This is a genomic window from Paenibacillus sp. EB106-06-01-XG199 (assembly GCF_058791575.1).
In genome coordinates, this window is sequence record NZ_JBYTDQ010000005.1 from 338,002 (window position 1) to 362,150 (window position 24,149).

The 24,149-nt window shown below is 49.3% G+C and carries 30 protein-coding genes and 2 tRNA genes; 30 read left to right on the top strand and 2 right to left on the bottom strand.

The genetic code is table 11. From position 1 onward, the window contains the following. Position 1: 1 nt before the first annotated feature. The gene (gene efeO, locus AC3WT9_RS19960) at positions 2-889 is read right to left on the bottom strand and encodes an iron uptake system protein EfeO (protein ID WP_341095970.1); all 888 of its coding nucleotides are present in this window, start codon (positions 887-889) and stop codon (positions 2-4) included. Positions 890-1,156: 267 nt separating this feature from the next. Then, positions 1,157-2,134 (bottom strand): LacI family DNA-binding transcriptional regulator, encoded by a 978-nt coding sequence (locus tag AC3WT9_RS19965; protein ID WP_341095968.1) that lies wholly within the window; start codon positions 2,132-2,134, stop codon positions 1,157-1,159. Positions 2,135-2,632: 498 nt separating this feature from the next. Here AC3WT9_RS19965 and AC3WT9_RS19970 point away from each other — a divergent pair, with 498 nt between their 5' ends. The 30 genes from AC3WT9_RS19970 to AC3WT9_RS20115 all read left to right on the top strand — a co-directional run bounded on the left by AC3WT9_RS19970 (position 2,633) and on the right by AC3WT9_RS20115 (position 24,146). Beyond that, positions 2,633-3,766: a tyrosine-type recombinase/integrase gene (locus tag AC3WT9_RS19970; protein ID WP_492407825.1), complete on the top strand. Its 1,134-nt coding sequence runs from the start codon at positions 2,633-2,635 to the stop codon at positions 3,764-3,766. Positions 3,767-4,083: 317 nt separating this feature from the next. Further along, positions 4,084-4,155, top strand: a tRNA-Trp gene (locus AC3WT9_RS19975). Positions 4,156-4,162: 7 nt separating this feature from the next. After that, positions 4,163-4,233: transfer RNA gene (locus tag AC3WT9_RS19980), tRNA-Gly, on the top strand. Positions 4,234-4,260: 27 nt separating this feature from the next. After that, complete coding sequence (locus AC3WT9_RS19985; RefSeq protein WP_492407826.1) at positions 4,261-4,440, top strand: hypothetical protein; 180 nt, start codon at positions 4,261-4,263, stop codon at positions 4,438-4,440. A 47-nt stretch (positions 4,441-4,487) separates the two neighbouring features. After that, positions 4,488-4,811 (top strand): hypothetical protein, encoded by a 324-nt coding sequence (locus tag AC3WT9_RS19990; RefSeq protein WP_492407827.1) that lies wholly within the window; start codon positions 4,488-4,490, stop codon positions 4,809-4,811. 347 nt (positions 4,812-5,158) lie between these two features. Further along, positions 5,159-5,407, top strand: coding sequence for a hypothetical protein (locus AC3WT9_RS19995; protein WP_492407828.1), 249 nt, complete (start codon positions 5,159-5,161; stop codon positions 5,405-5,407). Positions 5,408-5,419: 12 nt separating this feature from the next. Next, on the top strand, positions 5,420-5,878 hold the full coding sequence (locus AC3WT9_RS20000; RefSeq protein WP_492407829.1) for a hypothetical protein: 459 nt from the start codon (positions 5,420-5,422) through the stop codon (positions 5,876-5,878). Positions 5,879-6,135: 257 nt separating this feature from the next. Then, the gene (locus AC3WT9_RS20005; RefSeq protein ID WP_492407830.1) at positions 6,136-6,621 is read left to right on the top strand and encodes a hypothetical protein; all 486 of its coding nucleotides are present in this window, start codon (positions 6,136-6,138) and stop codon (positions 6,619-6,621) included. Beyond that, positions 6,618-8,477 (top strand): phage terminase large subunit family protein, encoded by a 1,860-nt coding sequence (locus AC3WT9_RS20010; protein ID WP_492407831.1) that lies wholly within the window; start codon positions 6,618-6,620, stop codon positions 8,475-8,477. Before AC3WT9_RS20005 ends, AC3WT9_RS20010 begins: the two co-directional genes overlap by 4 nt. A 28-nt stretch (positions 8,478-8,505) precedes the next feature. Further along, positions 8,506-8,736: a DUF6148 family protein gene (locus AC3WT9_RS20015; RefSeq protein ID WP_492407832.1), complete on the top strand. Its 231-nt coding sequence runs from the start codon at positions 8,506-8,508 to the stop codon at positions 8,734-8,736. A 17-nt stretch (positions 8,737-8,753) separates the two neighbouring features. Beyond that, positions 8,754-10,415 (top strand): phage portal protein, encoded by a 1,662-nt coding sequence (locus AC3WT9_RS20020; RefSeq protein WP_492407833.1) that lies wholly within the window; start codon positions 8,754-8,756, stop codon positions 10,413-10,415. A gap of 5 nt (positions 10,416-10,420) precedes the next feature. Next, the gene (locus AC3WT9_RS20025; RefSeq protein WP_492407834.1) at positions 10,421-11,524 is read left to right on the top strand and encodes a head maturation protease, ClpP-related; all 1,104 of its coding nucleotides are present in this window, start codon (positions 10,421-10,423) and stop codon (positions 11,522-11,524) included. Then, positions 11,524-11,916: a head decoration protein gene (locus tag AC3WT9_RS20030; protein ID WP_492407835.1), complete on the top strand. Its 393-nt coding sequence runs from the start codon at positions 11,524-11,526 to the stop codon at positions 11,914-11,916. The genes AC3WT9_RS20025 and AC3WT9_RS20030 overlap by 1 nt, the downstream gene beginning before the upstream one ends. Positions 11,917-11,932: 16 nt before the next feature. Next, a complete protein-coding gene (locus tag AC3WT9_RS20035) occupies positions 11,933-12,973 on the top strand; it encodes a major capsid protein (protein ID WP_492407836.1) in 1,041 nt (346 codons plus the stop codon). Positions 12,974-12,994: 21 nt separating this feature from the next. Then, positions 12,995-13,186: a hypothetical protein gene (locus tag AC3WT9_RS20040; RefSeq protein ID WP_492407837.1), complete on the top strand. Its 192-nt coding sequence runs from the start codon at positions 12,995-12,997 to the stop codon at positions 13,184-13,186. A 3-nt stretch (positions 13,187-13,189) separates the two neighbouring features. Next, positions 13,190-13,513: a hypothetical protein gene (locus tag AC3WT9_RS20045; RefSeq protein ID WP_492407838.1), complete on the top strand. Its 324-nt coding sequence runs from the start codon at positions 13,190-13,192 to the stop codon at positions 13,511-13,513. Between the two features lie 11 nt (positions 13,514-13,524). Continuing rightward, positions 13,525-14,094: a phage tail protein gene (locus AC3WT9_RS20050; protein ID WP_492407839.1), complete on the top strand. Its 570-nt coding sequence runs from the start codon at positions 13,525-13,527 to the stop codon at positions 14,092-14,094. Between the two features lie 7 nt (positions 14,095-14,101). Then, entirely contained in the window at positions 14,102-14,545 is a 444-nt protein-coding gene (locus AC3WT9_RS20055) for a hypothetical protein (protein ID WP_492407840.1), read from the top strand. Next, positions 14,542-14,922 (top strand): hypothetical protein, encoded by a 381-nt coding sequence (locus tag AC3WT9_RS20060; protein ID WP_492407841.1) that lies wholly within the window; start codon positions 14,542-14,544, stop codon positions 14,920-14,922. Before AC3WT9_RS20055 ends, AC3WT9_RS20060 begins: the two co-directional genes overlap by 4 nt. Continuing rightward, on the top strand, positions 14,912-16,360 hold the full coding sequence (locus AC3WT9_RS20065) for a phage tail sheath family protein (RefSeq protein WP_492407842.1): 1,449 nt from the start codon (positions 14,912-14,914) through the stop codon (positions 16,358-16,360). Before AC3WT9_RS20060 ends, AC3WT9_RS20065 begins: the two co-directional genes overlap by 11 nt. A gap of 15 nt (positions 16,361-16,375) precedes the next feature. Further along, on the top strand, positions 16,376-16,891 hold the full coding sequence (locus tag AC3WT9_RS20070; RefSeq protein ID WP_492407843.1) for a phage major tail tube protein: 516 nt from the start codon (positions 16,376-16,378) through the stop codon (positions 16,889-16,891). Positions 16,892-16,904: 13 nt separating this feature from the next. Then, positions 16,905-17,231 carry a phage tail assembly protein gene (locus tag AC3WT9_RS20075; RefSeq protein ID WP_492407844.1) on the top strand — a complete coding sequence of 109 codons (327 nt, stop codon included), beginning with the start codon at positions 16,905-16,907 and terminating at the stop codon, positions 17,229-17,231. A 181-nt stretch (positions 17,232-17,412) separates the two neighbouring features. Further along, positions 17,413-20,268 carry a phage tail tape measure protein gene (locus tag AC3WT9_RS20080; RefSeq protein ID WP_492407845.1) on the top strand — a complete coding sequence of 952 codons (2,856 nt, stop codon included), beginning with the start codon at positions 17,413-17,415 and terminating at the stop codon, positions 20,266-20,268. Continuing rightward, positions 20,265-20,471 (top strand): tail protein X, encoded by a 207-nt coding sequence (locus tag AC3WT9_RS20085; protein ID WP_492407846.1) that lies wholly within the window; start codon positions 20,265-20,267, stop codon positions 20,469-20,471. Before AC3WT9_RS20080 ends, AC3WT9_RS20085 begins: the two co-directional genes overlap by 4 nt. A gap of 11 nt (positions 20,472-20,482) precedes the next feature. Further along, entirely contained in the window at positions 20,483-21,505 is a 1,023-nt protein-coding gene (locus AC3WT9_RS20090) for a phage late control D family protein (RefSeq protein WP_492407941.1), read from the top strand. A 2-nt stretch (positions 21,506-21,507) separates the two neighbouring features. Then, positions 21,508-21,738: a hypothetical protein gene (locus tag AC3WT9_RS20095; protein WP_492407847.1), complete on the top strand. Its 231-nt coding sequence runs from the start codon at positions 21,508-21,510 to the stop codon at positions 21,736-21,738. After that, positions 21,738-22,142, top strand: coding sequence for a phage tail protein (locus AC3WT9_RS20100; protein WP_492407848.1), 405 nt, complete (start codon positions 21,738-21,740; stop codon positions 22,140-22,142). Before AC3WT9_RS20095 ends, AC3WT9_RS20100 begins: the two co-directional genes overlap by 1 nt. After that, positions 22,139-22,474 (top strand): lysozyme, encoded by a 336-nt coding sequence (locus tag AC3WT9_RS20105; RefSeq protein ID WP_492407849.1) that lies wholly within the window; start codon positions 22,139-22,141, stop codon positions 22,472-22,474. Before AC3WT9_RS20100 ends, AC3WT9_RS20105 begins: the two co-directional genes overlap by 4 nt. Next, positions 22,475-23,602 carry a baseplate assembly protein gene (locus AC3WT9_RS20110; RefSeq protein WP_492407850.1) on the top strand — a complete coding sequence of 376 codons (1,128 nt, stop codon included), beginning with the start codon at positions 22,475-22,477 and terminating at the stop codon, positions 23,600-23,602. Then, positions 23,595-24,146 (top strand): phage tail protein I, encoded by a 552-nt coding sequence (locus AC3WT9_RS20115; RefSeq protein ID WP_492407851.1) that lies wholly within the window; start codon positions 23,595-23,597, stop codon positions 24,144-24,146. The genes AC3WT9_RS20110 and AC3WT9_RS20115 overlap by 8 nt, the downstream gene beginning before the upstream one ends. Positions 24,147-24,149: the final 3 nt, after the last annotated feature.

Consider the following 24,149-nt stretch of genomic DNA (forward strand, 5'->3'; position numbering starts at 1 on the left):
GTCACACTCCTAGAATAGTCCCCATGTTGGACAGAGGTTCAGCTAAGGCATCCAGATTCTGGCTCAGCTTGCGCACTTCGTCTTCCTTGAGTGTTTCGTAGGAGACATAGCCGTCACCTGATTTAAATGGAGCGAGTTCGTCCAGTAGTGCCGTAAACCGTTCGCCGATGGTCTGCTCGAGCTCTGGGTCCTTTTTGGCAAGCTCGGGTTTCAGCAGCTCGTAGATTTTTTGCGCACCTTCTACATTGGCGACAAAATCATACAGATCCGTGTGTGAATAACGTTCTTCCTCGCCGGTCACTTTGGAGGAAGAGACTTCGTTCAGCAATTCGACTGCACCGGTAACGAGCAGATTTGCATCAATCTCCGCTGTTTCCACCTTGGCGCGCAGGAGCTGGGCATCCTTTAGCAACCGATCGGCGACTTCAGACATGCCGTCAGTCGTACTGTTTTGCCAGAGGGCCTGTTCGATTTTATGGAAACCGCGCCATTCGGCCGCATCCACATCATTTTCACGGGCATCGATATTGGGATCAAGATCTCCGAGCGCTTCGGCAATCGGTTCAATCCGCTCATAATACATACGGGCCGGGGCATACAGCGCCTTCGCTTCGTCGAGACTTCCTGCTTTGACGGCGTTCGTAAAGTTTTCCGTCTGCTTGACGAATTCGTCGCATTGTTCAATGACGTAGGTCCGGTATTGCTCAATGGCTGTAGAGAAATCGGCGGCAGTGGCATCAGCTGTAGTAACCGGAGCTGCTGTAACTGCGCTGCCATTTACTGCAGCCTCATTGTTGTTATCCTTATTATTATTCTCATTGCCGCTGCAGCCTGCAAACAGAATGGAAGCAGCCAGCAGCCCGGCGGGAACAGCGTAACTAAATTTCAATCAAAACACCCCTTTTTCTAATGTAAGAACTTGTATGCAAATGATAATCGTTATCAATTATGCTGGAATTATCATAAATCCCTGCACAGTGGCTGTCAACAAAAAAATGTGATATTTCTCATAGCTGAAAAAGAGCAATAAAAATCCGCCCCTGAAACAGGGACGGAAGCAAAGCGCATCCAGGCACCTGTAAAGCTGCGGATGGGATGTAATCAAGTATTTAATTGTAAATGAGCCGCTGGTAAAGGCAATTCAGAAAGGATTCCTTTAAACCGTAGAGCGCTCAATAATCCGGTATGCCAGCTTGCGGTACACCGGGAGCGTACTGTCCCCGCTGATCTGTTCATGGATAATCCGGAAAGCAGAGGCTCCCATCTCGTATAGCTGATTATCAATTGTAGTAATCTCCAGCAGCCGTCCGATCGGCTGATTGTCAAAGCCCATCACTGCCAGATCTTCAGGAATGCGCAGCCCGTGCTTGCGTGACTCGATTATCAGTCCGGCTGCGACATGGTCGCCGGAAATGATAACCGCATCAGGCCGCTCCCGCATCTCAAGCAGCGAGCGCGCTGCGGCCGCTCCGTGTTCTTCGGTCATACAGTCGTAGATCATCCATGCTTCCTGAAACGGTAGCTTGTTCTCGGCAAGAAACTCACGAAACGCGGATTGGCGGATGGAGGAGGAGCTACCATTCTGTCTGCCTTCGCAGTAGCCGATTTTACGGTATCCTTTGCCAATCAAATACTGCAGGCCGTGACGGAAAGCAGCGTAATGCTCAATATACACAGAGGAGAAACGGCGTTCCCCGCTGTTCTGGCAGGTTACAATCGGACCGTAGGCGGTGTATTCCTCAATGACTTCGGGCTGAAGTGCTGTGGATACGATAACGACACCGTCAATTTCTTTATTGCGCAGCATTTCAAGCACCTTAAGCTCTTCCTCAGGTGAATAATTGGTCTGGCAGAGAATCAGCCGATACTGCGCGAGCAGCGCCTCATGAGCAAGGCCGTCCATGACAATGGAGAAATAAAAGAAGTTGATAAACGGCAGGATCACCGCAATGGCTCCGGTACGGCCGGTAATCAGATGCACGGCGTTCATATTCCGCGTGTAGTTTAACTGCTCTATGGTATCAAGCACAGCGGCTCTTTTGTCTTTACTCACATAAGGATGATTATTAAGCACACGCGACACGGTTGTTACGGAAACACCGGCGATGCGGGCGATTTCTTTTATATTGGCCATCGGCGCAGCAGCCTCCTGAGTCAGGGGTATAATGATTTTATTTTATCACATCTCCCCTTGGAAACCTCCCGAATAAAAACACTTGCTATGGAATCCATTTCATAAATTACACTGGGGTTGCAACAGCTTACCGGATAAACCGGCGTTACCGAAAGGGCGTGACGGACCGGTGATGCCTGTTATTTTGCCGCCTAGAGGCGGCTTTTTCAATATAAAAAAATATGGCACGCCTTGTCCTTGATCCCTTTCTCCGCTACTGCCCATTTTAGAGCAGCGGCAGCACCATTAACATGCCCCATACATAGTATGATTTGACTGTATCCCTTTACCTTGTTATACCAAACAAACCCGAGCAAGGAGGGGTGACACCATTGAAAGGTATTGTACCCTGTTGTGAGATCATTGATATGACGCGGTTTTAGTCTCCTTTTTCCTTGCTTTTTAGGATGGTTGGTGCTAATTTGGTGTTAATCAGTTTATATGAATGGAGGAAACTTGATGGGGGCGTACAAGGACAAGAATGTTAAAAAGAATCCGTGGTACTACTCTTTCTATACCGGCACAATCACTAATGGTAAACGAGACCGGGAGAAGCAGCGGGGATTTAAGACTAAGAAGGCAGCTGAAGCGGCTGAAGCAGAGCACAAAACAAAACTTAAGAACGGAACGTACTTTGAACCCCAGAAAACGTTGTTCGGAGACTTCATCACCGACTGGTGTAAAAATAAAAGAAATATTTCGCCAGAGACAAGAGAGTTATATGAGAATAATATTCGGCTCTATATTAAGCCGGCTATTGGTAACATTCCCTTATCTAAGTTAAATGCACAGCATATTGATGACTTTATAACCTTTATGATGGAAGAGAAGGAGTTAGGTGAGTGGTCGGTTAAAAGAGCATTCTCCAATGTAAATACTTGTCTAAACGATGCTGTTAAGAAAAAAATTATAGAACACAATCCTTGTTATGTTATAGACAAACCCAGAGTCAGTAAAAAGATACGCCCTATATGGACATCTGAATTCGCTTTTGATTTTATAAATAAGACTAAGGGGCAGAGCCGGTATTGGATTGCAACATACCTGGCGCTTATGACCGGCATGCGGCCTGGCGAAATCTTTGGATTGCGTTGGTCTGATATTGATTTTAATAAAAAGACTTTAACCATAAAGCAGACAGTAACTAAAAAACGACGCATAAAAGATGGGGCAAAAACCACTTCAAGCGTAAGATCTCTCGCCCTTTCCACCAAGACAATTGAGGCGCTGAAAGAGCAGCGGACAATTATTCTCCAAGAACGGTTGATGCTTGGTGCGGAATATCAAATGAATGATTTGGTAGTATGTACCGCTTTTGGCGGCGCGGCAACCAGCAGAAGTATTCAACGTATGTGGGATCGGCAAATCAAGAAATACGAAGCCCCTCATATTACTTTTTACGACCTTAGACATACGCATGTATCTTTACTGATTCAAAAGGGGGTTCACATAAAAGTGATTTCCGAAAGATTAGGTCATACCTCTGTTTCTTTTACCATGGATACTTATGGGCATTTAATGCCTAACATGCAATCGGATGCCGCAGAGAGTTTGGATGATTTGCATACACAAGCGACAGGCGCTGAAAAGTAACAGAAGACACTACAGAATAATAGAAGGAAAAACAAAGGATTAGCAATGAGCATTAGGTTTTATACGTGATATTCTTATAGCATGGAAAACAAAGAGAACAGCACCCGACACAAGTGAGTGCCCGTTTGACGGCCAAGAGCCGCAAGGGCAGGACAACCGGGCAGGCTGTTCTTTTTGCGTTCCTGTGTAGTTAATCTGCACAGCTTTTCACAGCCTCCTGGGGCGCATTCAGCGCGTCTCTGAAAATGAGGGGTAATACTCGCCCTATGAGTCCAGGCAGTACGACGCGCGTTCGTGCCGTCTGGCAGGGGCATTTTATCGAGGTCGGTTAATGGTAAACCTGCGGACTCCAAACCCGCGACTGGTAGGTTCAATTCCTCCCCTCGGTGTTTTTATGCGGGCATGGTCTAAAGGTTGGGCCGCAGCCTTCCAAGCTGCTGATGCCGGTTCGAGTCCGGCTGTCCGCTTCAACCCAATATAAAGGAGTGTCGTCCATGTGGGTTAAGCAGGAAGGTGGTAAACGAAAAACACCGATCAAAGGTCACTGTGTTATCTGCAATAACCCGGAGCCGAAAAAGCATACGATCCTCAAGGCTTCGTTCTGTCAGATATGCTGGGATTTGATGCTGGCAGGCAATGATGAAGAATTGAGCAAGCGCACCGTTTGGGATTAGCAGGATTTATCTTCCATACGCCGAATTATGGTGGTGGGAGGTGCTACATGGCACAGTTAGATATTGCAGAATTACAAAAGTGGAAAAATGAGATTGAAGACGAGTTAGCTAATCTAAAATCGGCATCAATCGAAAAGGAAGTCGATGCTTTACAAAGCAGATATTCAATTCTTAGTAAAGTTGATTTGCGTTTAACAGGGAAGAGTGAGGAACAAGAACTATTCCAAAAAAAGTATCTTGACCCGACGCGTGAACAACTCGAAGCGAAAAAAAATGAATTGGAAAAGACTCAAAATGAAGAATATCAAACGGATTACTTCTTAAACAAAATTTTAAATGAAGTAAGTAGAGCTATATCCGAAATTTTTTAATCTTATATTTCAATAGACAGTGCATAAAGCCATCCAACCGGGTGGCTTTTTCAATGCCCGCATCTATGAATATTCATGCGTAATATACAAACATTATGAATGCTCTTGGGGGAGGATTCTCCCCCTCAGAAAAGCATGCTCAAAAATGTCCTTGTGGGGGTGAATTGACCCCCACTAGAGGGGGAGGATTAGCCCCCCAAGAAATAAAAAAGAAATAAATAATAAGTAATATAAAGATATATATAAGAGACGTTCTCTCTTATGCATATACCACCGCATAAACCTATGCATAAAGGCTGCTCATAAAAGAGTGGCCTATTTGTGTTTCTCAGAAAGAAGGTGAAGCAGTGAAAAGATTCAGCGATAAACTCAGCGTCGTACTGATCATCATCCTGATCGTAACAATCAGCCTGAACATACTGAACGGCTGGAAAGGTAAGCAGCTCAATCAGAGGTATGAGGATTCTCTTAAACAATATGAGGAATCCATTGAGCAGTACGTGCAGGCCAATAGGGAGTACATCGAGTATTTGAAGAGCTCCCGTGAACGGCTTGAGATACAGCTCAGGAAGGCGGATTGGGCTGCTGTTAATTAAAAGATGAGAGGAATGGTGAAGGCAATGATCAGAATACAGACAACGTACAATCTCGGTTGTGAGCAGGTAGAACGTGTCGTAGAGGTAGACGACATCTCTGCTCTATCAACTGAGGAGAGAGAACTGCTTATTGATACGGCAACTGGCCCCCTATCCTATGTAAGAGAAGAGGCAGACGAGCCTGACACAGTTAAGCCTGGACTGTGTGCGTCTCTCATTCATTCCTTGAATCAGATTGCTGGAGAGATCCATCCGGTAGATGGAAGGGACAATACTTCCCACATACAAGCCCTTGTTAATCTGGGGTTATTTCAGAAGGACTTCATCATTAGGCATAAGCTTGAAGCCTTGCGCATCCTGCACGGAGGAGAGAGCTTCAGGATGCAGCAGTCACTGCTTGTTAAATCTCTGATGCATGATCTTGACGTTGATACCGAAGAATGTGGCACAAATATGTCAGAATCGAGCTGATTTCTGGAATTTGGGTCCCTCTGGCCTAAAAAAAAGAATGCGGGTGCGCGTGAGCCCGATTTTCAATCAGATTTTATTTTTGGTTTTCGCTTTCCTTTTACATGTACCGTGCGCCTTCTGAGAGCTTGTCTGAGGGCTTTTTATACTAAGTGTGGAGAATTATCGCTTCTAATAATGCACCGTCTGAAACGGCCTTAAAATCGCTCTGTGAACGCGGTCGAAATTTAACAGCAAAATGGAAAGTGGGGGAACGACATATGAGGAAAGGAGAAAATAAGCCGGAGGGCATCGTGGGCACCAGTGAGTTAGCTGCTGTCGTGGGGAAAACAAAGCAGTGGATCGGTCAGCTGACCCGAGATGGCGTACTCTCGCAGGTGTCCCGAGGGAAATACAACTTAGCCGAATCAGTGCAGGCATATATTCGCCATGTGACTGGGACGGCTACAGAAGGCAAGATAAGTTATAGCGATGAAAAGGCGCAGCATGAACAGATCAAGAAAGAAATAGCGATGCTGGAGCTGGATGAGAAGCGGAACAATCTGCACACAACGGGGGATGTGCTGGATGCATGGGGCGAATTGATAGTTAATTTCCGGGAGCGGCTGCAGGGTTTGCCTCCAAGAATGGCGACTGAGTTGTCCCACATGACCGACGAGAAGGAGATCCGTTTATTACTGGAAGTAAAGATAAACGACGCTCTGACTGAGCTTGCGAAATATGACCCCTTGGCTGAAAGAGAATGAACGCGCAGCGAAAACAGACGTTCACCCTTCTGCGCCGGGCCATTCAGCTCGTTAAACCTCCGGAGCCTTTAAGCATTGCTGAATGGGCGGACCAGCACCGTGTTCTTTCACCAGAAGATTCATCCGAAAAGGGGCCATGGAGAACCAGCAGGTCACCCTTCCAAAAAGTGCCGATGGAAGCCATATCTGACCCGGAAGTGGAGTCAGTAGTCATGATGTGGGGCGCGCAGCTGGGGAAAACGGCTGTTCAATTGAATACAATCGGCTATTATACGGGGCATGATCCGGCTCCAATCATGGTTGTTCAGCCGGATTTAGTAGTCGCGAGGGATTTTTCTAAGGACCGACTTGCTCCAATGTACCGGGATTCGCCGCAATTGGCGAAGCTCATAACCAAAGATAAGAGTCGGGACACCAGTAATACCATACTATACAAGTCCTATCCAGGCGGTAGAGTCAACATTGCAGGCGCAAATTCTCCGGCCTCGTTAGCTTCCAAGCCGATCCGTGTTGTCATTGCGGACGAAATTGATCGTTTCCCGGTGTCGGCAGGCAAGGAAGGCGACCCGGTATCGCTGGCTACGGCCCGTACAGATACGTTCTATAACAAAAAGTTAGTGTTTGTCTCTACGCCTACGCTCAAGGGTTCATCCCGAATCGAGAAACTGTACGAAGATAGCACGAAGGAAGAATGGTGTGTGCCGTGCCCTTCTTGCGAAACGTATCAGCCGTTCAAGTGGGCACAGATCAAATTTGAGTACGACGAGGAAACCTCGAACTGCATCAAGGTCGAGATGGCATGCAAGGATTGTGGCGCTTTGCATCCTGAACACGAGTGGAAGCACGACTATGCCGAGCGTGGGAAGTGGATAGCGAGTAAAAAGCATGCTACAACCCGCGGATTCCATCTGAACAGTCTGGCTGGAACGATCAATGTCACTTGGAAGAAGCTTGTTAATGATTGGATGAAGGCTCAACGGGGTGGCTCCCAACTGCTTAAAACGTTTATTAACACCAAATTAGCCGAGACATGGGAAGAAAAAGGCCAGAAAGTAGAGCATGAAGTGCTCCTCAATCGCCGTGAAATGTACCAAGCACGGGTGCCGGAAGGCGTCCGGTATCTCACTGCAGCGGTCGATACGCAGGATACTCGCTTTGAAATCGACGTGATGGGCTGGGGAAAAGGCTATTCAAGCTGGCGAGTTCAGCGTCATATCATCGTCGGCGACCTCAATCAGCAGCAGCCATGGGACGAACTGGATGAATTTCTGGGGCGAACCTGGAAGGATGCTGAGGGGCGGACGTTCCGCCCGGTAAGAATCCTCATTGACTCTGGGGGGCATCACACTTTGAAAGTGTACAAGTTCTGTAAGCCGCGTCAGGGCCGGAACATCTACGCACTGAAAGGTGAAGAGAAAGGCGACGGCACGGAGACGCCTCTGCTTAATGGGATCAGTACAAACAATGTGGTGAAAGCAACCGTTATTCGAGTCGGAGTGTCTGAGGGAAAAGCGACGGTGTTCGCTTCTTTAAAACTTGATCCCGGAAAGCCGGGTTCGTGTCGGTTCCCTTTACCACATCCAGATAAGCCGGACCCATTCGTTTACGATGAAGAATATTTCAAGCAGTTGACGGCGGAACAATTGGTTACCCGATACGAAAAGGGTCTACCGTACACCGTCTGGGTCAAGACACGGGCACGAAACGAGGCGCTTGACCTTGCCGTGTATAATCGGGCAGCCATCGAAATGATCAATCCAAACTTTGACCTCCCGTTACCCGATCCCGTCAGTGCGAGGGCGGCTCCGGCCAAGGGCAAAAAGCCCAAGAAAAAGAATGTAGCCAGCAGCATATAGACCAGATGAAGGAGGTGAGAGAGGGAAAATGCCAAGAATATCATATGAAGAAGCCAAGACCAAATATCAAATGTGGAATGAAGCAGAAGATGCCATTGCAACCGGCAGCTCATACAGCATTGCAGACCGGTCCTTGACCCGTGCGGATATGGATACGGTCCTAATGATGAAAAGGAAATATGGCCGTATTGTCGATGCCTACGAGAATGGCGGGAAACGCCGGTCCAGAACAGCAGGCTTTTACCCCGTTGACCGATGAATGTCCTGGATAAGACGTTGAGTTATATTGCTCCTCGGTATGCGGCCAAGCGGGAGCAGGCCAGGACAGAAATTGAGAGGCAGCGGGCCGTTCGCCAGGTTACCAGTAATCTGATTAGTGGCCCTGGGAGTAATGGGCGAGGCTACGGGAAGCACGGAGCCAGCACCACCAAGTCATCCATGCTGTTTTGGAATACACCTGCCGGTGATGCCGATGTAGATATTCATCAGAATATTCCGAAGCTGCGAGAGCGGGCCAGGGACCTTCATGCGGGTACTGACATCGTGGCTGCAGCACATAAAGGGCTGCGTACTAACATTGTCGGTACTGGGCTGAAACTTAACACGGCATTTGATGCCAAATTCTTAGGCTTGGATAAAGTTAGAGCTGAGAAGCTGCGCAGTTCTATCCAGCGAGAATGGGCATTGTGGGCGGATACACCGAAATGTGACGCTGCCGGGCTAAGTGACTTTTACCAATTGCAGGCGCTGGCGTTCATATCGACAATGATGAGTGGAGATGTGTTCGCCCTGATGCCGAGCACACCCCGCCGCTGGTCTACTTACGATCTGAAGATTAATCTCATTGAGTCTGACAGATGTGCAACGCCTCCAGATAAAGTGATTATGGACAGGGACAGAATTCAGTCTGGTGTTGAAGTTGATGCTGACGGTATGGTCGTCGCCTATCACTTCAGCAACCGTCATCCGGGAGCGGATGGTTACAACCTCACCGGTGCAAATGAATGGGTCCGGGTTGAGAAGTACGGCAAGCGTACTGGGCGGGTGAACGTCCTCCATCTGTTCGAAGCTGAACGGCCGGGACAGCGGCGGGGCATTCCGGTTATTGCTCCAATCATTGAATCGCTGAAGCAACTCAGCCAATACACGAGCGCGGAGCTGGCTGCGGCCGTCATCACGTCTATGTACACCGTCTTTATTACAACCCCGGCGGATGAAGAAGGTGGGAGCCCGTTCGATGGCGTAGGAATGGGTGAAGAAGATCTGGACAGCGCTGAATACACTCCTGGAGCTACTGGGGACGAAATCAAGCTTGGTCAAGGTGCAATCATGCGGACTGATCCCGGGGAAGACGTCAAATTTGCGGACCCGACCCGGCCGAATCCAAACTATGAGGCGTTTGTCCGCGCCATGCTGAAGCAGATGGCAGCTGCGCTTGAACTGCCTTATGAAATATTGACCAAGCAATTTACAAGCTCATACTCGGCAAGCCGCGGCGCTTTGCTGGAAGCATGGAAGATGTACCGCATGCGGCGGGCCTGGCTGTCAAAGTCATTCTGCCAGCCGATTTATGAAGAATGGTTTGTGGAAGCAGTACTCAAAGGAAGAATTGAAGCACCCGGCATCTTTGATGATCCGGCTATTTTTGCTGCCTATACTCGGGCAGAGTGGCACGGTCCATCGCAGGGGCTACTTGATCCGACCAAGGAAGTGGACGCTGCTGTAACCCGTATCGAAAACAACATGTCCACGGCAGAGCGTGAGACAGCAGAGTTGAACGGTGGATCGTGGGAGCAGAATGTGCAGCAGCGGGCTTACGAAAAATCACGGCTGAAGGAATTGGGCCTTACGGAAGGCGGATCAGGCGGCAGCCAGCCGGTAACGCCTCAAAGTACGCCAGCGGAAGGTGATGAAGACAGCGAGGGGGGGGGTGAGTAAAACGAATGGCAAAAAAAATTAAGCTATCTGGCACGGTTGTTGGAGATAGGGATGCCCGAATTTATGAGTGGCTGGAGCTTCCTTACATCAGTCCGTCTGGAGTAGATAAGTTGCTTACAGAAGCCAATGGTGAAGAGGTTGAAATATACATCAGTTCAGGCGGCGGCAATGCTTGGGCAGGGGGAGAAATCTATACTCTTTTGAAGGAATATCAGGGGTTTGTCACTGTTAAAATCCCTTCAATTGCAGGTAGTGCTGCTTCTGTTTTTGCAATGGGCGGAGATAAGGTCCTGATTTCTCCAGCTGGTCAACTTTTCATCCACAATTCGGCAACATTGACTGACGGGAATAAAGAGGACCATCAGCAAAGCTACCAGATGCTTCAGAGCGCTGATGAAGCAATGATCAACGCCTATGTGATGAAAACCAAAAAGACGCGTGAGGAAATACGCAGTTTGATGGAGAATGAAACATTTTTCCATGCGCAGCGCGCCGTTGAGTTGGGGTTTGCGGATGAAATTATGTTTTCTACTGAAGAACTTAACCCGTCTGCAAGTGTTTTCGCAGGGGCAGAATTGCCTCCGGACGTGCTGGATAAGGTGCGCAACAAGATGATGGCACTCTTGCCAGGAAAACCGGAAACTGAAGGACAAGAAAAACCGCCTGCTGCCAAGGCCAAGGAGCCAAAACCAGCGGCACAAATAAAGGAGGAACCCAGAACAATGGATATTACAGAATTGAAAGAGAAGCACCCCGAGATTTTCGCGCAGGTTACCAGCGATGCGCAAGCGGCTGAAAGAAGTCGTGTCGCTGCTATTACAAGCCTTGCTGAAAAGACTCCGGGATCTGCAGAATTGGTTAAAGCAGCCATCGCTAATGGTGAGACGGCTGGTGAATTGGCGATTAAGATGGTGGAAGCTTCGCAGGTGCGTATTGCCAATGCAGCTAAAGAACGTGCAGCTGACGCTGCTGAAAGTGGTGTCGATGAGGTGGCATCGCTTGAGGCTAAAACGCCAGAAGCAGTTAAAGAAGAGAAAAAAGCTACTGCTGTCGAAAGCATGGTGGCTATGGCCCAAAATATTAAACCCAAGAATGGAGGTCGGAGATAATGTCTGAATATACTAGCCCATCGTTTGACGAACTGTTTGCGGGTGGGGTGCAGCCAGAGAGAATGACGGCGGTCATTATCAAGGCTGGGTCTGGTGTAGTAACTCGGGGAACCGTATTGGGCCTTGTAAGTCAGTTGCCCGAAACGGACCTATATGCTGGTACACCGATCACAGCACCAGTTGATTCTACGAAAACAGATGGTTCTAAAGATCCTTATTGCATCCTAGCAGACTCCACTATAGATGCAACCACAGTAGATGTGCGAGCTGCTGCGTACCTCGACGGCGAATTCAATCGCGATGCGCTTAAATTTGGAGGTACAGATAAAGTGGCCACACATGAGGTCGCTATGCGCAAGATCGGTTTGATCACAAAACGAGTAGTTAAATAAGGGAGGACAAGAGAACATGGCATCTTACCACGATATTTTAGAAATTCCAACACTAGTGCGAGTCGTTGAAGCATTTCCTGAAGACTCGTATTACCTTACGAATACATTTGCGAGCGAAGGAGAGACCTTCACGACTGATGAAATCGAAATCCAAACCAAAAAAGGTCACCGCCCCCTGGCTCCGTACGTAAATGAATTGCTTCCGGGCAAGGTTGTTCTGCGTACCGGATATACGTCCAAGACATACCGTCCGGCGCTACTGAAACCGATGCGTGTCATTACTCGCCATGACCTGAAGGTAAAGCAAGCCGGTGAAACGTTGCTGAATCCAAAAACACCGGCGCAACGTTACCAGGAATTGATTGTAAAGGATCTGGCAGAACTCACGGACACGATTGACCGACGCAAAGTGCAGCAACTCTCCGAAATTATGTTCACAGGTAAAACTGAGCAGATAGGTGAGGGCGTCAGCCAAATCCTTGATTGGGGATTTACGAATATCGAAGTGCTGTCCGGCACTGATCTGTTCTCTAACGAAAACACCAACGTCATTGAGTATCTTACCGACTGGGTGCAGGATGTAATGAATAAGAGTGGACGCACAATGCGCCGTGTACTCACTACCGCGAAGGTAGCTCGGACCATTGTAAACCACCCAACACTGTTAAAGCTGATTGAAGCTAAGAAAGAAACGTTGGACGTTGGTGATCTGAATCAACAGATTTTGCCGGAGGGCGTTATCTATCATGGATATCTGCGTCAGGCTAATCTTCAAATATGGTCTTACACAAACTCTTATACGGATGAAGCAGGCGACGAAGTCGACTATATTCCAGCAGGGACTCTTGCACTGTTGCCGGATGGTCAGCCGTTCGAATTCCTGTATGGAGCGAACTTGGTAGCTGACGAAGATGGCGACTTTGTGTTCGCTCAAGCTAAGATTTACCCGCAAGTGCTGAGCGAAGTAGAACCGCCTAGCCGTAAACTGCAATTGCTGTCTCGTCCTATCTGCGTACCGGCTAACGTCGATGGATGGTACGTCGCCAAGGTTCTTTAATCCAAAGGAGGAAATTTGATTATGGGATATATTGCTGAATGGAACATCCGCCACAATGGAAAAAAGATTGCTATCGGGGAAGCGATCCCCAAAGATATGACCAAAGAAGAGATTGCGCGACTGCTTGCTATTAAGGCGATCAAAGACCCGGAAGCTGAGGCCAAGGCTATCAAAGAAGCTGCCGCCAAGAAAGCAGAAACAGCAGGAGAGTAAGGGGTGTATGTTGTGAACCTCCGTGATCAGATTCTTATTGATAATCAGCGAACTTTTTTGAACGTCAAAGAGTTCGCGGACAACTACATTATCGACGGCAAGCCGTGCAAAGCAGTCCTTCATTCGGCTTCCGACAACAAGCACCCCCTGGCATATGCTGAGGGGGTTTCGCTTGTCACGGATACCCTTAAAGTGGATGTGCTGGAGCTGGGATACATGCCGGAACAAGATTCCTGGATGAAGATTAACGGCCAAGATTTCAAGGTGGTCCGCGTGGGCTCAGAAAATGGCATGCTCTCTATCTACTTGGAGGCGAATGTCGGATGAGGGTTGAGGGATTGAAAGAAGCGATCAAGGGAACCAAAGCGCTGAAGGAGCGCATGCAACCGGCGGCGTCTCTTGCCCTCAACCGTGTTGGGCAAGGCGTTATTACAGAGGCAGCCCGCAAGGTCAAAGAGACATACAACATCAAGAACGCCGATGTTAAGAGCGCAATGCGGCTGGTGCTGTCGTCTCCTGATGAGGGGCAGGTGCTTATTAAGGCAAAGGGGCGCAATCTACCCGTAACAAGGTTTAAGGTTACGCCCAAAGCGCCCTCACCAAAGCGTCAGAAGATGGTTAAGGTCGCCATCAAGCGCGGAGAAGCTAAGAAACTTGGCACAGCCTTTGTCGCATTCCGACGGGGTGAAAACCGAATCATGAAGCGTAAATTTCCGACTGGTCAGAGCGGGCGTCAGCGCGTGGTGAACCGTTTAGGACAGCGACCGGAATTACCTATTGAAGAAATTCACGGTCCTGCCATCCCGCGTATGCTCAATGAGCCGCAAGTGTTGAGACATATTCAAGATGAGGCTCAAGACCGCATGGAGAAGCGTTTAATCCATGAAATCAACCGTATTTTGAAATGAGGTGAGTATGATTTCTACACCGATTTTGCTTATCGAAGCCATCAAAGGCTTTCTTGAAGACCTTGTAAAAGACAGCGCGATTGCTAAGCCTGCTGTTCATCTTGGGTACCCGCCCCGGAAAAACAAAGATAATGCTGATAAAGAAGTCTTCCCATACATTTTGGTGAGGCCAGGAGAGGGTATCGACAACGAGGATTGCAAAGTCAAGGTTCATTTGATTTTCGGCAGCGAGGCAGACGATGACCAGGGATTTCTTGATGTGTTCAATCAGATGGAGCGGGTCCGGATTGCGCTGCTGAAACAGCAGATGATAGACCGCCGTTTCCGCATGGAGTTGCCGTACAAGTGGGAGTTTCCGCCGGAGCAGCCGGAGCCCTACACTATTGGTCTTGTAACAACGATTTGGACGCTGCCCACAGTTCAAAGAGAACCAGAGGAGGGTTTGTATTGAGCACACGAAAGAAAGAAGAAGTAAACGAAGTTACCGCAACAACCCAGGACATTGAACAAGGAATCCAAGAGTTTCCTGTGGAGTTGGCAGGTGAGGCAGTAGAAACTCCAGCATCAGTGGTTAATGAAGCGCCGACAGGCCCCCTCATTTACCTGGGTCCGAACCTACCAGGAGGAAGGCTGTTGCAATCCACGGTATTCCGTGGCGGTATCCCGGTCTATTTGCAGCCACTGCTTGCCGAACAGCCAGATGTTGAGGCGCTGATTGTGCCGGTGGACAAAATCGCTGGAGTACAGGCGCGTATCGTCAAGACCGGGACGGCCGAGTATGTGGCCTATCAATCAATCCTGAAAGGAGGTACAGTCAATGGCGGTTAAACATGGCGTTACAATCATTGAGCAATCCACATCTGTAATTGCTCCAACGCAGGCTACAAGCGGCATCCCATTTGCGGTAGGCACAGCCCCGGTTAACCTGGCGTCGGCACCCGTTCCGGTAAATACTCCGGTCCTAGCCTTTTCATATGCCGAGGCCGTAGCCGCATTGGGTTATTCGGATAATTGGAAGGATTACACGCTCTGCGAACTGATTTACTCGCACTTTGCACTGTATGCCAAGGCTCCGATGATCCTGGTCAATGTGCTTGACCCGGCAGTAAACAAAACGACGGTTCCGCCTGCAACATTGACTGTCAGTAATCGGGTGGCGACCTTGGCGGTAGACGGTGTATTGCTACCGTCTCTTGTGGTCAAATCTTCGGATGGGGCGACCACATATGTCAGTGGTAAAGATTACACTGCAGCCTTTGACGATGATGGTCATGTGATTATCACTACCAAATCCACCGGGGTCATTGGTGCCAGCGTTGCACAGTTGCAGGTTGGATATGACAAGCTCAATCCCGGAGATGTAAATGCTGACGATGTTATAGGTGGTGTAACTCTGGAGGGGGCTTATACCGGATTTGAGTTGGTTAACCAGGCATACCCTCGCTTTGGTATCCTGCCGGATATGCTGCTTGCTCCGGGGTGGTCGCACTTGCCAGCAGTCGCCGCAGTAATGAAGGCTAAGGCTGGGAACATCAACGGCAATTTTAAAGCCATGGCTTTGACTGACATTGATCCGGATCAGAAATATACCGACACTGGCGTTTGGAAGTCTGACAATAGCTACACCGGAACATTGCAAATAGCAACATATCCTATGCTGACGCTAGGAGACAAGCTTTTCCACTACTCCACGCATCTGGCCGGGCTGATTGCGTCTACAGATGCGGCGAATGGCGGCATTCCTTTTGTCTCTCCGTCTAATAAGGCGCTGCAGGCGGATGGCACGGCGCTGGCGGACGGTACAGACTTATTCCTTGGAATTGACCAAGCAACCTACCTGAACAGTCTGGGGATTGTAACAGCAATTAATCTCGGTACGAGCGGCTGGAGATCCTGGGGGAATTACACTGGGGCGTTTCCGGGCAATACGGACCCGAAAGACAGCTTTATCCCTATCCGCCGGATGTTTAACTGGGTGGGTAACAGCATCATTCTGACCTATATGCAAAAGGTGGATGATCCCATGAACACGAGACTGATCACCACCATCACCGACAGTTTGAACATTTGGCTTAACGGTTTGACAAGCACGGGCGCTCTTCTGGGGGGACGTGTGGAGTTTAATGAGTCCGAAAACCCGGTAACGGCTTTGATGGCTGGGAAAGTCACGTTCCATTTGCACATCACACCGCCGGGACCAGCACAGGAAATTTCATTCCTGCTTGAATACGACACAACATATCTGGCCGCGCTGTTTGCGGCGTAGGAGGGAAACAAATAAATGAACATTCCTGAACGGTTAACAGGGTATAGCGTTTTTCGTAATGGGGTCGAGCGGCTTGGTACGTCTGATGTGGAACTCCCCAGCCTTGAAGCACTAACGGACACTGTGAGTGGGGCTGGGATTGCTGGTGAAGTTGATTCACCAACCATCGGCCATTATGGCAGCATGCGGACAACTCTCAATTTCCGGACCATTGATGTTCCAATGCTCAAGCTTTCTGCGCCGAAAAGCCACGCTCTTGATTTTCGCGGAGCCCAGCAGGTGTATGACTCTACAGCCAGCGAGTATAAAATAGTACCGGTTCGGATCAGTATCCGGGGTATTCCGGTGAACACGGCAATGGGATCTTTTGAAACCAACGCCGCGACTGGAAGCTCTATTGAAGTTGAATGCACATATCTAATGGTAATGGTTGACGGTGTGAAACAAATTGAGATCGACAAATACAACTACATTGCTTTTATTGATGGCGAGGACCATTTGGCCGCCTATCGTAAAAGCTTGGGACTGTGAGGGATAAATGATAATGAGTAAAGAACAAAATAATACGGTTGTTGTAGAGGCTGACGAGCGGGTATTCACGCTTAGTCGGCCTTTTATTTTTGAGGAGCAGGAATATACGTATCTGACACTGGATTTCGAAAGAATTTTGGGTGAAGACTTGATCCGAATTGACGGCTTTTTTACATCCGATCAAAAGAATAGTTCAGTCTTTGTAAAGGCCTTGTCGCTCCCTTATCAATTACATGTGGCGGCAGAAGCGGCCAAGGTTCCTATGGAATTTTTCAATAAGCTTCCTGGTAAAGACGTAAATAAAATTGCCTTGAGGGCACAGGGTTTTTTGCTCTTCTAGGATTGGTAGACAAAGAAGGGCCGCGCAAGCTGAAAAAGCTGGCTGCGGCTCTTTCTGGTGCTTATTATACGCCAATCCCTCATTGGCTAAGTATGCCAGTCAAGGAGTTGTACGACTGGGTGGATACAGCAAATGAAATAGCCAAAGAACGAGACCGGCAGCGGAAGAGGTGATATAAACCATGGCCGGCAAAGAGTACAAAATAGCGTTTGATCTGCAAGCAAAACTTGACTCCAGTTACAACACCGGGATGCGTAAAGTGCTGGATAATCTGCAAGAGTTGCAGACCACTGCCCGTGCCATAGAAGCTATCCGACTCTCAGGTGATATGGTCAGACCACTGCGCGAAGGATTGCAAGCAGCAGAGCGGGAGTTTGACCAGTTGCGCCGGATGCCTCGTATTGATGGAATCTTTACCGAAACCGTCAAAGAACTCAAAGAGGCTGTCAAGGAGGCGGCGCAACTCTCACGCAATTTGCAAGAGATTGCCCGGATCCGGATGCCGTCCAATATGTTCGGCAATGACTTGCAACGCTATACCCGCGATATGCAGGAGCTTGAGCGCCGGATGCGTGAGATCAATGATATTCAGGGTCCGCAGCCGGGTGATCCAGGTGGCGGTGGCGGTGGTGGAGATGATAGCGGCGGAAGTTCAGGAATGTGGGCGCTGGGTGGTGCTGTCGTTGCTGGTGGGGCTATTGCCGGGGTAGCAGCTGGGGCTGGCCTGGCTGCTCATGCGGTGTTTTCGTTTTCTGAGGAGTACCAGGAAGCTATGAACCAGATTGATTCAGCCACGAATGCTTCTGATCTTGAAATGGTTGCTTACGGGAAAACACTAACTGACCTGTATAACCAGAACTTAGGCGAAAACCTGTACGATGTTGCGAATAGTATGAGTACTGTTCAACAAGTTACAAAACAAACTGGAAAGGCCCTTGAAGAAGCAACCAAAAGTGCGATTGTTTTTAGAGATGCTGCGGGAGAAGATGTAGCTGAATCAGTGAAAGCAACGGATACCATGGTCAAGAATTTCGGGGGCGATTCAGTCAAAGCGTATAACTTACTTGCGCAGGGTTGGCAGAAGGGGTTAAACAAATCCGGAGAATTATTAGATAGCGCAAATGAGTATAGCGTATATTTCGACAAAATCGGTTTCAACGCTGACCAGATGTTTGATACTTTCGCCGCAGGTCTCGATGCAGGGGCATTTAATTTAGACAAAATCGGCGACAGCGTTAAGGAATTCGGAATCAGATCTAAAGACGGATCGAAAACGAGCATTGCAGCTTATGAGTTATTAGGGTTAAATGCCGAGAAAATGACAGCGACATTCGCTGCAGGTGGTCCAGCGGCTAAGAAGGCGTTTGATCAGGTGGTTACGGCTATAGCTGCTGTAAAAGATCCGGTAAAACAATCAGCAGCAGCTGTAGGGTTATTCGGAACGCAAGCAGAAGATATGGAAATTGGTGTCATTACATCTCTTGGAAATGTGAAGAGTCAATTTGATTCCACGAAAGCAACTATTGATGAAATTGCAGCTACAAAGTACAACACTATCGGTCAAGCCTTCGGTAGCATGGGTCGAACTTTGCAGACCAGCCTGATCCTCCCTATCAGTAAAGAGTTGCTGCCGTTATTCTCGTCCATGGCTAACAAAATGACAAAATGGGTGCCTGCTGTAATGGATGCATTCGGCAAAGTCGGTGGAGCGGTCAAGGAAGCGGCCAAAAACGTACAATGGCTCTTCGAAAACGGCTTTGATGGCGAAATGGAAGGCGTCACTGTCAATTACCTGACTGCGTTGGGAATGGACAAGGGTACGGCTGAGGAAATTGCCAGCAGATTCCGAATTGTCTATGATTCGATGTCCGGTTTTATTGATGATATCAAGGGTCTGTTCACTGGAAACTTTGATATCTCTAGTATGTTTGGATTTAAGAAAAAGAACATGAGAGGAATCACGTCCGGCTTCAAGGATGTTGTTGGCGGCCTCATGGATTACTGGGCTGACTTTGGCAAAGGCTTGCTTGGATTATGGCCGGGTATCAAGGGGATATTCGTCTCCCTTGGAAACATCGTCAAAACGGTTGCCCCTATAGTTGGAGCGTTGGTGACGACAGCAGTGTCAGGGTTTAAGGCGATATACAATGCAGTAATGCCTATAGCGACCTATCTTTCTGGCAAGTTGTGGCCGATTATTCAGAACATCTTTACGTATTTAGGCACTCAGGTATTCCCGCAGGTTTCCCGGCTCATTGCTGCCCTGGTTCCGCAGATTATGAGTATTGCATCTAAGGCACAAGAGGCCTTCGGGGCCATCGGCGGCTGGATCAGTCGGATGTTTGAGGTAGTTAAGCCCACATTGGACAGTTTGTTTGCTGCATTTCAATTTGCATGGGGCTCGATAAAAATTGTGGTTTCAAATGCGATAGATGCTATAGGTGGCGTGATTAGTGGGTTGCTCACTTCATTGGGTGGCATCATTGATTTTGTGACTGGCGTATTTTCAGGCGATTGGGGCAAGGCTTGGCAAGGTGTCCGTACAGTGTTTGAGGGCATATTTGATGGTCTAGGTGCTGTCCTTGTCTTTCCGATAAACGTGGCCGTTGATGCGATTAACGCAGCCATACGGGGAATTAACAAAGTGAGCTTTGATATTCCCGACTGGGTTCCTGGTGGTGGCGGGACTTTTGGGTTCAGCATCCCTGAGATTCCGAAGATTGGCGGATATGCAAAGGGTGGCTATGTAGACAGTCCGGAACTGGCTTGGGTCGGGGAAGGTCGCTCGCCTGAGTGGATTATTCCGGAAAATAACTCCGCACGGTCTCAGGGCTTGTTGCAGGCTGCTAACCGGAGTATGGGCGGCGGAGAAATTGACGGCAACACCATCGGTGATTTTATATACAAACCAACATTTATCATACAAGGAAATGCCGATGAAGCGATGGTCCGGCAGATGGATCAACGCAATCAACAAGAGTTTAGCAAGCAGTTCGATGATTACAAACGCCAGGCGCAGAGGGTGGGTTTTGCATGACAATTTATACGACAGTTCAAGGCGATACCTGGGATGGTATCGCCTATAAGCTGTACGGCCAGGCTGAATTGATGACGCTGCTCATGTCAGCAAATCCGGACTATACACAGACCGTTTTGTTCTCGGGCAGCGTTACCTTGAACGCCCCAGATAAGCCGGCCGACGCCTCACAGACGTTGCCACCGTGGAGAAGGGAGGAATAGTATTGGAAAAGATGCAGGATGCCCGCAGGGCGGTACTGGTGCTCAATTACAATGGCAAGGACGTTACCTCGGATATAAGTAAGGCGCTTACTGCATTCACTTATAATGACGCTGCTCCCGGGACGTTAGATGATATTTCAGTAAGCCTGGAAGACCGTGGTCATAATTGGCAAGGCCCATGGGAGCCGATGGCAGGCGACAAGATCAAAGCAGAGATCCGCACGATCAACTGGGATAAGCCCGGGGAAATCAAAAAGCTACCTCTCGGCAGTTTTGAGGTCGATACATTTGATTTTGCGGGTCCGCCGGACGCTGTGACAATTAAGGCTATTTCTTTGCCAGTAAGCTCAACCGTTCGTCAAGAAAAGAGAACCAAAGCCTGGGAAAAGACAACTCTTAAGACACTGGCCGGGGAGGTCGCAAAGCGTGCCGGGCTGAAGCTGCTATATGAGGCGACAGACAATCCATCATATGACCGGATCGAACAGGCGGGGGTATCTGACCTCGCTTTTTTGCTGGATACGGCTACCAAAGAGGCTATAGCAATTAAGGTATCTGGCGGAAAATTGGTCCTGTTTGATGAGTTTGTTTATGAGCAGCAAGCCCCAATTACCACTATTACGCGCGGCGTGGATAACGTTATATCCTATGCATTTAGCTGGGGGACTGCATATGTGGCTTACCGAGCGGCTGAGTTGTCCTACACCGACACCAGCAAAAAGAAAACTTACAAGGCTACGTATAAGCCACCAGGAGCGCCATCAAGCGGACCTGTTCTGAAGCTTAATGAACAGGTGGACTCTCAAGCAGCAGCACTCAGGCAAGCCCGGAAGGGACTGAGAGCGAAGAATAAAGAGGCTGGTAAAGGAAGTTTGGTGTTGATGGGTGATATAAGAATGGCAACAGGCCTAACGATCAACATCAAGGGGTGGGGCCGTTTTGACGGCAAGTACATTATTGAGTCTTGCAGCCAATCCATAAGTAGTGGAGGTTATGTAACAAACATCGGAATTAGGAAAGTGTTGGGGTGGTGACCATGTTACGAACAGGGATTGTTTCAACAGTGAACGAAGCAGCGAGAACAGTCAGGGTGACGTATCCGGACAAAGATGATCTTGTTTCCGGCGAGCTGCAGGTTATTGGTCCGGCCACGATCGGGCTGACTCCAGTAGAGCTGCCGGAGGTTGGGGAGACGGTACTTGTTGGGTATCCCGACAATAGCTCAGATGGCTATTGTCTCGGGGTTATCTCGGGAGGTGGCACATAATGACCATGAGCAAGATCGGCAACCTCGGGCCGGTCGTATTTGTCGTATCCCCGGAGGCGATTCGGACCTTTCAGGAGTTCACCCGTACAAGCGCGGGGAGATTTGCCAAGCATGAAATCATCGGCCAAAAACCAAAGACTCAGTATCTTGGGCCGGGGCTTGATACGATCTCGTTTACCATGTGGTTCGATGCGCGGTATCGTCTCAATCCCCGGAAAGAGCTGGACAAATTAACGGAGCTTGACCGGGCGGGGAAGGCGTTGCCCTTGATTATTGGAGGGAAGGGGCTCGGAACTGGGTTGTGGGTGATTACCGGGCTGACTCAGGGATGGGAAAAGATCGACAATGCTGGCAATGTATACTACGCCACCGCAAATGTCAGTCTGGAGGAATACGTAAAATGAGTACTTACATCGTGGATATGACACAGCCATCGACGATAGATTTTTCACCGGCGACTATAGCGGCAGAAGTCGCACAAAACATCCGGACAATCCTTTCAACACCGTTGGGTAGCGCACCACTCGCTCGGGAAATCGGGTTGGATTATTCAATAGTCGATGATCCGTATCCGATTGCACAGGCCCGGCTAACTGGTGAAGTCATGACGGCTATCGCTATCCAGGAGCCACGGGCGGTAGTGACTGAGGTGTCTTTTAAGGGTGATCTTGAGGACGCCATGACAGGCCGCCTGCTGGCCGTGGTGCGGTTCAGTTTGGCAGAGGGGGTGCAATGATTGGAATACGTAGAATTGCCGGAAATACAGTTTGTCGCTGAGGATGCGGCAGGCATACAGCAAAACGTGATAACCGTATATGAGGGCCTAACTGGCCGAACACTACAGCCCGCCGATCCGGTGAGGCTGTTTTTGTCTTCGCTTGCGACCATCATTGTCCAACAGAAGGCGCTCATTAATCAGACGTCCAAAGGCAATCTGCTGCGATACGCATCGGGTCCCATGCTGGATCACATGGGGGCCTTTCAGGGTTCGGAGCGTTTAAATGCGTCAGCTGCTATAACCACACTGCAGTTTACTCTATCAATTCCACTATCCTCGGCTACGGCCATACCAACAGGGACTAGGGTCGGGGCGCAAGGCGGTGGCGGGTCTGTTTACTTTGCAACTGCGGAGTATTTGGAGATTCCTGCGGGAGCCACAAGCGGCACAGTGACGGCGGAATGCTCGGCAACTGGGACAGTGGGTAACGGATTCCTACCGGGGCAAATCAATGTCCTTATGGATCAGCTGCCCTTTGTACAGTCTGTAACCAACTTGACGGCCAGCAGTGGGGGAGCATCAACAGAGTCGGACGCTGCTTTTAAAGAGCGTATCCGGACAGCGCCGGAGTCATACAGCACGGCGGGGCCAAAGGGAGCATATGAATTTTGGGCAAAGTCCACCTCAGCGGCAATCCTGGATGTACATGCTTACTCTCCCTCAGCTGGCAAGGTTACAATTGTGCCTTTGCTTGTCGGCGGGCAGATACCTGGGCAGGATGTGCTGGATGCAATTAGCGAGACTTTGGAAGAGCGGGGAATCCGGCCATTAACCGATCAAGTAACCGTAAGTGCTCCGACCGCAGTAACTTACAATACGACTTTGACTTATTACATCAGCAGCAGCCGGGCGGCAGAAGTGCCTGCAATACAAGCAGCAGTGACTGCGGCAGTGGCCGCTTATCATCTCTGGCAGCGGTCCAGGCTAGGAAGGCATATCAATCCCTCTGAACTGATTACCCGCGTCATGGTGGCCGGAGCGCTTCGGGTAGTGCCGACAGCGCCAGTATATATGGCATTGACGGCGACACAGGTTGCCCAGGATACACCGCCAACAATCACCTATGGAGGGCTGGTCGATGATTAATATCCAAACGGTAAGCCTGCTTGATTTGCTGCCGCCGTCGATCAGGTCTGACCCGGCCATGGCAGCCGCAGCTGCGGCGCTTGATACGCAGCTGCAGGAGACCACCGCCATGATTAATAACTTGGATACTTTCGGGCGTTATGCAGAGTGGACGAATGAGGAGGTCGACGAGCTCGCCTGGCAGTATAAGCCGCCTTACTATGACCCGGATTTACCGCTGGATCAGAAGCGGCAGCTAGTCAAAAATGCAATTCCCTTTCACCGTCACAAAGGTACGCCGGGAGCCGTCGAGGATCTGATTGCAATCTTGTTCGGTGAGGGCGCGGTGGAAGAGTGGTGGCAATACGGCGGAGAGCCGTACCATTTCCGCGTGCTAACCAACAATGCCGACGTCACGACGACGCGGGCGCAGGAGTTTGTTGCTGCGGTAGATGCAGTTAAACGCCTTTCTGCCGTGCTGGATAGCGTCACAATATCACAAGCTGAGGAGCTGCCGTTATATTTCGGTGGCTTTTTGCATTTTGGCGAACAGATAACGATTTAAGGA